Source organism: Salinispirillum marinum (assembly GCF_042650105.1).
In the GTDB taxonomy this organism is placed as follows: Bacteria; Pseudomonadota; Gammaproteobacteria; order Pseudomonadales; family Natronospirillaceae; genus Salinispirillum; species Salinispirillum marinum.
The window spans coordinates 763,897-776,335 of record NZ_JBHSAL010000001.1 but is presented as its reverse complement, the minus strand read 5'-3'; the positions used below and the strand labels follow the sequence as shown (position 1 = coordinate 776,335).

Genomic DNA, 12,439 nt, shown 5'->3' with positions numbered 1-12,439 from the left:
ACGGTCGAGCAAAAGGGTGGCATGGCCCGAAGACCATGCCCCGGGTCAGGTGTTATAGCTTGTCGTTCAAAAAGCCTAACAAGGCATTCCATGAGCCGGTGTCAGCCGCCAAGTCATAATCACGGCTGCCATACACGGTGAAGGAGTGCCGCGCGCCGCCAAAAATCTGCGCGTTGTGCTCTACGCCTGCTGCTTGTAACCCATTCAACAGCGCTGCTACATCCGTCAGGCCCGATACGGGGTCGGCTGAACCGTGTAATACCAGTACGGGTGCGGCAACATCGTCGTAATTTTGGCCTTCAGGAAGGTCGAGACCGCCATGGAAGGAGACAAAACCGTTCACCTCAGCACCGGCGCGAGCCATTTCCAAAACGGCAGCACCACCAAAGCAGTAGCCCAGCACCACGATGTTATCGGTGGCACCGGGAATGTTGCCCGCAGCCGCCAAAGCACCCATTAGGCGGGTGCGAAACTCGTCCCGATCAGCATAGAGTTCCCCGGTACGTTGCTGGTTTTCCTGCATCGAAGTGGGTTGGCGGTCACGGCCGAAGAGATCAATCGCAAACGCGGTATAGCCCTGGGCGGCGAGCATTTCGGCCCGGCGGTGTTCGTAATCGTTTACGCCATCCCAGTCATGAATGATCAATACCGTGCCCTTGGATTCTGGCAACGCACTGTTGTGGGCGACATAGCCACGATAGTCCATACCATCTACCCGGTAATCATAATGTTCGCCAACAATGTTGGCGTGGGCGGCACTGAACAGCAAGGTAGCGCTGGTGAGGCTGGCGGTAATTATATGAGTCAGTTTCATGCGGTGTCCTCTATGTCTAAGTTGGATAGGGATTGCCACACGATTACGAGGTTGGTCCAATAATGGATCCCAATAGGATCAGAAGAGAAAACGGTGATTGGGCAAGGGGCCGCCCAATCACCGTTTGAATATTAACCCACCAGTGGCACGTGCCACGTTCCTTGGTACCAGCGCGCGAAGCCCCGGTCGAGATCCCAGTGAAACAGGTAGAGCTGGTCATTGTCCACGAGGTCACGCACCACCGCTTCGCGTTGCGCAATTTCTGCAATCCGCTCGCGCGGTGCGGCGATATAAACCGCAAGCCGCTGTGCCATGTGTTGCCACTGGGTGCCATCATGGATGGATTGCATGGACAGGCCAATCCGCAAGTCTCCGCCATTGCCTTCGAACACACCGATATTGCCGCCTACGGCGTTATGCAGCACCTTGTTGCCGCTGCCATATTTCAGATTATCGGTCACCGACGCGTTGTACTGCATGTTGATCCAATTGGTGACCACCATGGGTGCCGTCATCAACTGAGTGAGCAGTTGCCCTTCAGGGTCTTGTGCCGCATGGTAGTCGTGCAAAAACACCCGACCTTGCAGATCGGCATTTCGCGTCCACGCGCGTGGTGCCATGATAAACGCTGAGTTATTGGCTAAACCCCATTCTGGGCGGACTTGTGACCAGTCATTGGCTCGTTTGTGCAAGGCTTTCTCCAAGTCCTCATCCGAACGCTGGGCCAGTTTTGGATCCAGCCGCGCGGCTCGTTCCCGGCGAGCGAGCCGAGATGCATCATCAAGCCACGTGCGCACCGTCGCGGGAACGTCATCGAAACACTGGATGCCGTCTGTGGTGGTATTGTGCAGCGCTGCAATGAACTGTGTCTCCGCCGGGATGTTTAGGCCGCGTTCTGTTAGCACGGCGCGAACCTCGGTGTTGTTCAACAGTTGCGCCAGCACGCGCACATTGATCTCGCCACTTTGCCCGCCACAGGCTCCGCAATCCAGGCTCGCTGCATGCAGGTTATTGGTGGAATGACTGCCGTGACCCACCAACAAAACGTGTGGCGCGAACGTTGTCATGCCCATGGCGTGCAGTATGCCCTGTGCCAGATCGGCTTGCTCGGCAATGGAAAGCGATACTTCACCGCGCTGCAATGTCCATTGCTCGGTCTGCATGAGCTGATTCACCGGGTGCGGTGTCTGACCCGGAAACAACGCGTTTTTCAGCATCTTGAAGGCATACCACCAGCCTGCCGCTTCCACCATCGAAAAGGATGACGGTGCGCCACGGCTCCAGTCTTGCCAGCGCGCGCTGGTTTGGAGGCGTTCTTTGCGGTCGCCAGCCGAACCGGTTGTGTCCTTGGTCGTGGCGACGACGCTGATCACCGGACGCAGCAGTCCGGGCAGTTGTGGCCGGGAAAGCGGCGTAGATGCCGGTTCGTAAGCGATAGGAAGGCCAAAGAAACCGGCAAAGCCCAGCGTGTGAATGTGCGCATCTTGGGCTTCCAGCGCACGGCGATACACTTCGGAACGCACATCAATACAGAACACCGCTTGCAACGTGGGGGCAGTCTCCGGCGCGGGCACAGCCTTGGTTAAGGTCAACTGCAGGCGACGTTGCTCAGTGAGTTCCAGGGCCGTTGCCCACACCCAAAGGGCAGCTTGTTGTGCTTTGTGCTCAGCCAACAAGGCGGGTAAATGACGCTGCGCATGCTGCCACGCTGCCTTGAGGTGTTGGAATTTCGCCGGGTACTGATCCCGCAGATGGCGCCAGATGGTCAACTCCCATGCCATGCGAATGGCCAGCAAGTCCAGGCTGTCGTTCTGTGTTTCTTGATAGAGCTGAGCCTGCCAGCTTAAATAAGCGGTGTAGGAAGCCCAGCCATTGATGTCCAGCAATAAGGCGTGGCAGTAGTCTGCTAGGGTCTCATCACGAATGCCCATTTCTTCTATGGCGGTTTGGATCAAGGCCGCTGGTGAGTCTGGTAGGGCGCGCAGCGTGCGGTTGATCTCCGGCTCGGCTAATAGAATGCCGATGCCGAGGTCGCGCTGGGTGACATCCAGCCAGTGCGCATACAGTTCAAGTTGGTCGGATATCCGGCCGCGACCCAACAACGGGCGCTGGGTCTGATAGTGGGCGGCACAAAACTGGCTGATCTGATGCACGACTTCGTCTTGCCACAGCATGCGAAAGGGACTGCGTTCCTGGTCGGCGCGCGCCGCAATGCTCAGCCACGCGGTCTGGGCAGCCGTATCGGTGGAGTCGACCAGCACAGCTTCCAGCTCCGCCAAGGTCCCATCCCACTGCAACAGACTCGCGGCTTCCGATACCGCCGACAGATCAATACGTTTGTCGGCGCGTAAGCGTGCGTACTCTGCGGCTGGGAGCAAACACTGTACACCGCCCAGCGCGGACAACCGGGCCGAAACGTCACGTAGTGGAAGATCACGCTGCATCCAGTAGGGATTGACGGCAATCATTTGGTCGAGTGGCCATGTAGGCGCTATGCGGCCGGTGGCATCTTGCACCGCAGCCCATTGCGCTGCCATCATTTGGTTAGGGTTTGACGCTAATTGAGTGCTCATACAACCTCCTTCACGGGGTGCGCAGGGCGCGAAATAGATGGTGTATCGTGCGGTACGGTTTCCAACGGCCAGATCAACAGCGTTAGGCGAGAGAACCATTCATCAAGGTAGAAACCGGCAAACAGCCATACCGACAATTTCTGCATCGCCGGCGTGTGTGCGCGGTAGCGCAGCAGGCCACTCAACAGGAACAAGACGATGATCAGGGCCGACACCCAAAGATCCGCGTACAGTGAAACCGTATGTGGTAGCGCCACCCACTGCCCAAGCAAGGACTTTAAGGTGCCGTAACTCACGGCCAAGCCGAGGACCACCAGTACGGTGGAACGGATGCCTGAAAAACCGCGTTGGCGGCCGTTTTCGGCCAACAGCAGAGCCAGGGCGAGGGTCAGCAGTAACCAGGGGCTTACTGGGCCGTGATACTGCGTAGCGAACACCACACCCAGTACAATCAATAGGGCGATGGGCAGTGCGGTCGCCCAGTCACGTTTACGCGGTGTGGTGCGAGGGGCCAAACGATGCTGCACGTCTTCCCATACTGCATGGCCGGAATTCAGAAAAGCATAGGCTTTGTAGGCGGAGTGCGACAGCAAGTGCAGCAGGGCCAGTTCGTACAAGCCCAGTGCGCATTCCACCAGCATCAAACCCATTTGCGCACTGGTAGACCAAGCCAGCCGCACTTTTTGACTGATGCGGGTGGTCATCACCAAGGCACTGACCAAGGTGGTTAGGCCCGCAACGATAAGGATCAGCCATTGCGCGGCGGGCACCATAGCAATCAAGGGTGCAAACACCAACAACAGGAAACCGCCGAGGTTTATGATGCCGGCGTGCAACAGAGCACTGACCGGGGTGGGTGCTTCAACAACCTGCATCAACCAGCCATGCACGGGCAATTGTGCACATTTGATCAGCGCTGCCACGGCAATACCCACCGCCGCTACCTGTTCCGCGACGGACAACGTGCCGTTGATTTCACCACTGAGCAGGGCGCGATAATGCGCGACGATTTCGCTGATGTAAGGGGTTTGCTGTTGCGACAAAATCAACAAGAAGCTGGTTAACAGGGTGAGCTCTGCCACCCGCGCGAGCAGAAATTTTTTGTGCGACGCCAGTTGCGCCCGCCGACGCTCCGGGTAGTGGGTCAGCAAACGGTGCAACGCCAAGCTGATCGCTACCCAGCCTGCGAGCAATAAGAAAAGATGGTTTGCGGTGACGGTAACGGCGACGGCTACGAGGGTAAGAACCATCCAGCGGTAGTAGCGGCCCACCTGAGCATCCCCCGCCAAATAGGCGCGCGAAAAATGCAACACCACCCCGCCGATGACGGTCACTAAGCCCAGCATAATCAAATTCAATGGCCCAAAAGCCCATAACGACGGTTCCATAACACCTCCCCTTGTTGATGGGGCGAATTATGGGCGGTGAATGTTGTTAATAAAAATACATAATAATTGATAAAACGTTCTGTTTAGGTTAATTAAGAGCCATGCATCGACTGAACTATCACCATCTTTATTATTTTTGGCGAGTCGCCGTCTTGGGTAACCTCACCCAAGCGGCGCATGAGCTTCATGTCTCGCAATCGGCACTATCGGCACAAATCAAACAGTTAGAACATGCCGCCAACACCACGTTGTTTGATCGTGTGGGGCGACGATTGGTGCTCACTGATGCGGGCCGACGGGTGCTGGCGTACGCGGAAGATATTTTCGCCACGGGAGAAGAGTTGGAGTCATTTTTGCGTCAGGGCGGGCATGCAGAGATACAGCGCGTGTCCATTGGTGTTCTGACACACTTATCGCGGAATTTTGTCGATAGTTTTCTTGGCCCTTTGTTGCAGCGTTCAGACGTGCAATTCAGCCTGAAAACCCAAGGCATGACGGAATTGCTGCAAGGTTTGAGTAGCCATGAATTTGATCTGGTGCTGACCAACCGTGCGGTAACCACCGAAGGGCAAGGGCAGGCATGGCATACTCAACTGGTGGATCGCCAGCCGGTGGCAATTGTGGGGCCCGCAGAAAAAACGATACGCCAACCGTTTCCAACCGGTTATGCCGATCATGAATGGATTTTACCGAGCCGCCATACTGAGATACGTTCCGCCTTTGATGCCTTATGCGCGACCCATCAGTTCACCCCAAAGGTGAAGGCGGAAGTGGATGACATGGCGATGATGCGTCTGATCGTGCGCGACAGCGGCGCCATCGCCGTGCTGCCCCCCGTGGTGGTAAAAGACGAAATTAACCAAGGTCTGTTGGCCGAATACCAACGCTTATCTAACACCTTCGAGCACTTCTATGCCATTCGTTTACCGCGTAAGTTTTCGGCCGCTGTTATTGCCGAACTGCTTAAAGCGATGCCGGTTCACCGAGACTAGAGATGTCGAAGCTCAGGCGGTATAGGCTCGCAGTCCCGTTTCATTGAGTACATAACGCAGCACCATGTCAGTGACGTGATTTTTCAGACTTTGTTGGGTTTCGGCATCACCTTGATCCCAGCGGAAGATGTGCGAAAACGTGTAGCGGTTCGAGACATTGAAAAACGACAACGCGCTGATCTGCCAGTGCAGTTCGATCGGTTCCAAGTCGGGGCGAAAAATACCTTCCGCCAAGCCGCGTTCATACACCTTCGTTAATTCGTTCACTGCGCCAGCGTTCATCGACTGGATCAACTCCGACTGTTCAACGAAGCGGCCATGATGAATGTTTTCAATCATGACCATGCGAATAAAATCCGGATTGCGAATATGGTGTTCAAACGTGAAGCGCACTAACGTAATTAAGGCTTCCATCGGGGCCAAGTGGTCTAAGTCGAGTTGGGATTCTTGTTGTCTCACCTCATGGTAGGAGCGTTCCAACGCCTTTAAGTAGAGCGTTTCTTTGTCTTGAAAATAGTAATAAATCATCCGTTTGGACGTTTTTGTCTTCTCGGCGATTTCATCGATACGCGCCCCCGATAGGCCCTTCTCAGAGAATTCCTGTGTGGCAACCCGCATGATATCTGCCTGCACGCGAACCGGGTCGTTTTTTCTAGAGCGCTCTCGGGTGCGGCGGGGCGTACTCTCGGTGGTCATGAATGAATCCTGATGCTGATAAATGAGGAGCCACAATACGCTCATTGACTGAACGTACTATTTCGTACATTATGTCATTCCGGTTAGTATTTAACCACTGTCATGATGCTCAAACACCATGACGCGCGCCATGATAACAGGTCTACTTCCATGCACGGAACGGCCCAAGGTATAACGACAAAAATAAGAGGATACACTCATGATTCGCAACACTCTGATAGCATCTAGCTTAGCGGTAGCCATGTTGGCTGCCACCTCTACTGTATCTGCGGAAACATTCCGCTTTGCCCATGTAGATCCCGCCGATTGGACGTCCTCGAAGAAGGGTGCGGCCGCTTTGGTGTTCAAAAACCTGATCGAAGCGGAAACTGAACATTCCGTAGAGTTGTTTCCGGCCGGTTCATTAGGCAATGAAGACGATCTGATCAATGGAGCCATAGACGGCACCATCAATATTGTGATGGTGTCCGGTGCTTATGCCAACTTCTGTGCCGCCGCTGCGGTCACGGATATCCCCTACGCCTTCCCGACATCCACCATCGCGTGGGATGTTATGGACGGTGAGTTTGGCACCGCACTGGCCGAGCATTGTTTAGACGAAACCGGCTTACGCACCTTGGCTTACGGTGAAACCGGATATCGCCATTTCACCAACTCGGTGCGCCCTGTCGCGTCGCCTGCCGACATGCGTGGCTTGTCCTTCCGGGTGCAAACCATACCGCTGTACCTCGAAATGGTGCGTGGTTTAGGCGCGGAGCCACAGGGTATTGCTTGGGGTGAAGTGCCTACCGCATTGGCTACCGGTGTGGTGGACGGGCAGGAGAATCCTATTTCCGTGATTTACGGCAATAACTTCTACGAGTTCCAAAAATACCTGACCCTGGACGGACACGTGTACGGCGTTGACCATATTTTGATCAATGACGATCAATTCCAGAGTCTCTCCGCCAGCGACCAAGCGGCCTTCCGCCGTGCCGCGCGCATTGCCGGAACTGTTGGGCGCGCCATCCAGCAGTTCGGCTCCGCTGATGGTGTATCCAAGCTGGCCGAGCGTGGTATGCAAGTGACTCAGCCTACACCCGAGCAATTGGCAGAGTTCCGTGCGGCTGCCCAGCCTGCCGTGGTGACCTACCTGCGAAATGAATTAGGACGTGATGCGGCGTGGATCGATCGCCTGTTAGCGTCTGTGGACGCTGCAGCCGCAGCGCAGTAATTCAACCTGCTTGGCGTCAGTGGGTCAAACCCGCTGGCGCTGCTTTCCCTCCACATATTTTCAGGATGTAGCGGATGAGTGCGTTAATTCTCAGAGTGCATCGGTATTTGCTGGGCGTGAGTGTCTTCGGTGCCGGACTGGCGATGGCGGCCGTATTTGTGTTGGTTTTTCTGAACGCAGTCGGGCGCTATGGCTTGGGCCGAGGTATTACCTGGGCCTCAGATATGGCTGTGTTCATGATGATTTTTGGCGTGATGTTGGGCACCGCTGCAGCGTATTTACAGGAACGCCATGTCAGTTTTTCCGTGTTTACCTCGTTGATCCCGAAACGCTGGCAGGTTTGGCATGTGGTGTTGATTGACTTGGTCGTGTTTTTGGTGGGCGTTGGGTTGGCTTATTCCGGCTGGGAATTCATCGAATCCCGGGGTCGGATGCGCAGCGCCAGTACCGGCTTACGCCTGTGGGTATTCCAGTCCTCCATGGTACTGGGTGGTGTCTTACTGGCCTTATCCGGTTTGATCATGGCGGCAAAACATCGCTGGACCTCTGACGACAAGGAGACGCCGGCATGATGTATGGTCTGTTTATTTTACTTCTGCTGTTGGGCGTGCCCTTTGCCTTTGTGATCTTAGGGGGCCTATTGGTTTTTATGCTGCAAGGCGATATGCCCTACCACATTCGTATTGTGGCGCAGCAAATGTTCGGTGGTTTGAATTCCTTTCCGCTGCTGGCCATTCCGTTGTTTATTCTGGCGGGTGAGGTGATGAATGAGGCGGGCATCACCAAGCGTATTATCGACTTGGCGAACGCCTTAGTGGGGCGTATGCGCGCCGGTTTGGCGCAAGTTAATATTTGGGCTTCGGTGTTGTTTGCCGGGTTGTCCGGTTCCGCGATTGCGGATACCTCTACCTTGGGTCGTGTGTTCATTCCCGAGATGGAGAAAGAAGGCTACCCACGGGATTTCGCAGCCGCACTGACCGCCGCCTCATCGGTGATTGGGCCGATCATTCCGCCCAGCATTCCGGTCATCATTTATGCCCTCACGGTGACTGGCGTATCCGTACCAGCGCTGTTCTTGGCCGGGGTGATTCCTGGCTTGTTGATTGCTTTGGCGTTGTCCATTTATGTGTGGTTTGCCGCCGCGCACTATGCCTCGCGGGAGCGGCGCACAGGCTCCCGGCGCAAAGCGGTATTGAATGGCCTGCTGCCGGTTGCCATGCCGTTTGCCGTGATCGGCTCCATTCTGGCGGGCATTGTGACACCTACGGAAGCGGCCGCCTTTGCCGTCGCCTATGCCCTCATTGTTGGCGTGGGGGTGTATCGCTCCATTCCGCTGCGCCGTCTGCCCCGTATTTTCAGCCGCGCCATGGTCGATAGCGCGGTCATCATGATCATTATGGGGGCTGTGGCGGCGGCCAACTGGTTGCTCACGTATAACCGGATTCCCAACATCATCACCGAATGGGCGCTCGCCACGGTGGACTCACAAATCATCTTCTTGCTGGTCATCTTGGTGCTGTTGTTGGTGGTGGGACTGATGTTGGAAGGTATCGCCGCCATTCTTGTTTTGGTGCCCATTCTGCACCCCATTGCCGTTGGTTTGGGTATTGACCCACTGCACTTCGCGATTGTGGTGATCTTTAACCTCATGCTGGGGTTAATCACGCCACCCGTTGGGCTTTGTCTGTTCGTTGCCGATTCGGTGGCACGTACCGGTCTAGCGCCGATCGTACGGCGCATCATGCCGATGTTAGCCATTCAGATTATGGTGCTTTTATTGATCACCTTCGTTCCAAGCTTGGTGACTTTCCTGCCTCGCTTGGCCGGATATTGAGGAGGTTGCCATGTATTCATCCATCGCCACCGTCGGGTTGAGCGGCACGCTCGAAGAGAAGATCACCGCGATTGCGCAAGCCGGTTTTGCCGGGGTTGAGCTGTTCGAGAATGATCTGACCGTGTTTCCTGGTTCCGCCCGAGAAGCGGGTGAGTTAATCCGTGCCCACGGCCTCACTTTGGTGACATTGCAGCCCTTCAGAGATTTGGAAGGACTGACCGGCACCGCCCGGCAACAGGCATTCGACCGGGCGGAACAGAAGTTTGATTTGATGGCCGAACTGGGAACCGACTTGTTGATGTGTTGCAGTACGTTGCATCCCGATGCTTTGCCGGGCTTGGATCGCGCCGCCGCGGATTATGCCGAACTGGGCGAGCGGGCGGCACGCCGTGGCATGCGCGTTGCCTTTGAGGCGTTGGCCTGGGGCAAGCACATTCATGATTATCGTGACAGTTGGGAAGTGGTACGGCGAGCCAATCACCCTGCGGTAGGGCTGGTGCTGGACACCTTCCACATTTTTTCGCGGCAGACGGAATTAACCAGCATGGCGAATATTCCCGGCGAGCGCATTTTCCTCGTGCAAACCGCCGATGCGCCCCGGTTGTCGATGGATCATTTGTCTTGGAGTCGCCATTATCGTTGCTTCCCCGGCCAGGGTGAGTTGAACCTTGACGAGTTCATGCAGCGCTTGGTGGCGACGACGTATCAAGGCCCGTTGTCGCACGAGATATTTAATGACGTCTTTCGTATGGGCCACAGTGCGCAAACCGCGCGTGATGGATTGCGGTCTTATCATCTGCTGCGCAGCATGGCGCAACCGGAAACGGTGCCCGCCGCACAGCCGATCGACGGCGTAGCCTTTGTTGAAATCAATATCCGGCCTGAGCGTGCCGACGTTCTACGGCAAGATCTGCGCGCCCTGGGGTTGTCCTGCGTCGGCAGGCACCGCACATTGTCCGCCGAGCGTTGGGCAGTCAATCAATTGAATATTGTGGTCAATATGGAGGCGGACTTTGCCGGTCGTCCGGCGGGGCGTCAGCATACCCATGTGGGTGCCTTTGGCGTTCTGGTTGAACATGCGGAAGGTGCCGTTAAGCGTGCAGCAGCATTGGGTTTTGACCTGTTAAAACCCGAAGCGGTCGGGGCCACGCATGGCATGACGGCGTTGCGCAATGCGGATGGATCCTTGGGTTATATCGTCGACGCTGCACAGCTTGCTCAGGTATGGGCGCAGGAATTTGTGGCGCTTGATGCGGTGCCAGAAGGCCACTTGGTGGAGGTAGACCATCTCAGTCTGTCAATGAACTATCACGACTATCTCTCGCTCATGTTGCAATACCGGGCGGTGTTTGATGTGGTGCCTTCGGCTTCCTTCGACGTGACTGACCCGCGCGGCCTCATTCAAAGCCAGGTGCTGCAGAACCGACAACACCCAGGACCGTTCCGTTTGGCCTTGAACGCCAGTATGTCGCCCGACACCAGCAGCAACCGATTCCTGCATACCGTGGGCGGGTCCAGCGTTCAGCATATTGCCTTGCGCACGACCGATATGGCCACAACCGTCGCTGCTCTGGACGCGGCAGAGGTGCCTTGCCTGAGTATTCCGCAGAACTATTACCGCGATGTACAGGCTCGGTTCGGGCTAAACCCCGCCGTGACGGAATGGATGCGTTCGCACGATGTGCTGTACGACGCAGACGAAGGCGGAGAGTTTCACCAACGGTATATCAGGCCAGAACAACAATCCTTTTTCTTTGAAGTGGTGCAGCGCGACGGTTATTTAGGCCTCGGTGCGCCGAATGCATTTGTTCGCGCGGCAGCCCAACAACAGGCGCTTGAATTAAGTACGGCAGGAGGCAACGCCACATGAAGTTAGCGTTAGTGGGTGAAGGCATCGCACAGTCGAAATCGCCGGATTTACATCGCCGTTTGGGCGCATGGTTGAACGTACCCACCGAGTACGACTTGGTGGATGCGCTGCAACAGCCTGATTTTGATTTCGCGCAAGCGGTGCATCATCTGAAAGACCAGGGCTATCGTGGCACGAACGTGACCTTTCCCTTTAAAGAGAAGGCCATGGGTTTAGCGGATGACATCAGTGCGGGCGCACGGCTGGTCGGGTCATCCAATACCTTGGTGTTCACGCAACAGGGTATTCGTGCCGAAAACACGGACTACAGCGGCTTTATCCGCAGCTACCGTGCGGCCTTTGGTGCCGAAAAGCCCGGCAAAGTCCTGCTCCTGGGGGCAGGTGGTGTCGGCCGCGCGGTCGCCTTTGCATTGGGTGCCTTGCAGGTCACTGCCTTGGATATCGTAGAGCGAGACGCAACCCGTGGCCACGCTCTGTGTGCGGACTTGCAGGCGGAGGGCATCGTGGCCGAGCTACGTCCGCCAGAAGCGGCGGAAGCGGAACTGGCGGCGTACCAAGGGGTGGTGAATTGCACGCCGTTGGGCCACATCAACCACCCAGGCTGCCCGATCGCCACCGCAGCACTGCACAGTGGACAGTGGGTGTTTGATGCCGTGTACATACCCGCATGGACAGAATTACTGGTCGCCGCCGAGCGAGCGGGTGCGCGTTTGCTCTTCGGGGTCGATTTGTTTGTTTACCAAGGCGTGGATGCGTTTGCCATCTTTGCCGGCGAACGGATTCATTCCCCCGCCTTGGAAAATCGAGTACCGGATTTGCGCGCCCATTATTTTACCGAGCTGATTGGCGCGGCGACCAAACGTGCCTAATGGTGTTGCCATGATTTGTCGGTAGCGGCTTGATGACCTTCCGTGCCGCAAATACGGTTTCTGGTCATGCACCCTTTGTGGAGCTTGACCAGAAACCTATACATGGTTGGAACAATTTCACCGATAAAGACGAAACGTTGCTGCAATTGGAACAGTAGATTTTCTGCCTTAGCGGCGCATCAAATAGACA

General features: G+C 56.0%; 10 protein-coding genes. 6 read left to right on the top strand and 4 right to left on the bottom strand.

Going from position 1 to position 12,439, the window contains the following annotated elements:
* Nucleotides 1-52: 52 nt before the first annotated feature.
* The 3 genes from ACFOSD_RS03670 to ACFOSD_RS03660 all read right to left on the bottom strand — a co-directional run bounded on the left by ACFOSD_RS03670 (nt 53) and on the right by ACFOSD_RS03660 (nt 4,775).
* Nucleotides 53-814, bottom strand: coding sequence for a dienelactone hydrolase family protein (locus ACFOSD_RS03670; RefSeq protein ID WP_380693431.1), 762 nt, complete (start codon nt 812-814; stop codon nt 53-55).
* 131 nt (nt 815-945) lie between these two features.
* Nucleotides 946-3,387, bottom strand: a complete 2,442-nt coding sequence (locus ACFOSD_RS03665; protein WP_380693433.1) for a YbcC family protein — start codon at nt 3,385-3,387, stop codon at nt 946-948.
* Complete coding sequence (locus ACFOSD_RS03660; protein ID WP_380693435.1) at nt 3,384-4,775, bottom strand: NADH-quinone oxidoreductase subunit L; 1,392 nt, start codon at nt 4,773-4,775, stop codon at nt 3,384-3,386. The genes ACFOSD_RS03665 and ACFOSD_RS03660 overlap by 4 nt, the downstream gene beginning before the upstream one ends.
* A gap of 101 nt (nt 4,776-4,876) precedes the next feature.
* On the opposite strand from ACFOSD_RS03660, the gene ACFOSD_RS03655 reads away from it, so the two are divergent.
* The gene (locus ACFOSD_RS03655; protein WP_380693437.1) at nt 4,877-5,767 is read left to right on the top strand and encodes a LysR family transcriptional regulator; all 891 of its coding nucleotides are present in this window, start codon (nt 4,877-4,879) and stop codon (nt 5,765-5,767) included.
* Nucleotides 5,768-5,779: 12 nt separating this feature from the next.
* Here ACFOSD_RS03655 and ACFOSD_RS03650 read toward each other — a convergent pair whose 3' ends face one another.
* Nucleotides 5,780-6,463, bottom strand: a complete 684-nt coding sequence (locus ACFOSD_RS03650) for a TetR/AcrR family transcriptional regulator (protein ID WP_380693439.1) — start codon at nt 6,461-6,463, stop codon at nt 5,780-5,782.
* 199 nt (nt 6,464-6,662) lie between these two features.
* Here ACFOSD_RS03650 and dctP point away from each other — a divergent pair, with 199 nt between their 5' ends.
* The 5 genes from dctP (at nt 6,663) to ACFOSD_RS03625 (ending at nt 12,249) form a co-directional block, all read left to right on the top strand.
* Nucleotides 6,663-7,676, top strand: a complete 1,014-nt coding sequence (dctP, locus tag ACFOSD_RS03645; protein ID WP_380693442.1) for a TRAP transporter substrate-binding protein DctP — start codon at nt 6,663-6,665, stop codon at nt 7,674-7,676.
* A 74-nt stretch (nt 7,677-7,750) separates the two neighbouring features.
* Complete coding sequence (locus tag ACFOSD_RS03640; protein WP_380693444.1) at nt 7,751-8,248, top strand: TRAP transporter small permease; 498 nt, start codon at nt 7,751-7,753, stop codon at nt 8,246-8,248.
* The gene (locus tag ACFOSD_RS03635; RefSeq protein ID WP_380693446.1) at nt 8,245-9,510 is read left to right on the top strand and encodes a TRAP transporter large permease; all 1,266 of its coding nucleotides are present in this window, start codon (nt 8,245-8,247) and stop codon (nt 9,508-9,510) included. The genes ACFOSD_RS03640 and ACFOSD_RS03635 overlap by 4 nt, the downstream gene beginning before the upstream one ends.
* 10 nt (nt 9,511-9,520) lie before the next feature.
* On the top strand, nt 9,521-11,380 hold the full coding sequence (locus ACFOSD_RS03630) for a bifunctional sugar phosphate isomerase/epimerase/4-hydroxyphenylpyruvate dioxygenase family protein (RefSeq protein ID WP_380693448.1): 1,860 nt from the start codon (nt 9,521-9,523) through the stop codon (nt 11,378-11,380).
* Nucleotides 11,377-12,249 carry a shikimate dehydrogenase family protein gene (locus tag ACFOSD_RS03625; protein WP_380693450.1) on the top strand — a complete coding sequence of 291 codons (873 nt, stop codon included), beginning with the start codon at nt 11,377-11,379 and terminating at the stop codon, nt 12,247-12,249. Before ACFOSD_RS03630 ends, ACFOSD_RS03625 begins: the two co-directional genes overlap by 4 nt.
* Nucleotides 12,250-12,439: the final 190 nt, after the last annotated feature.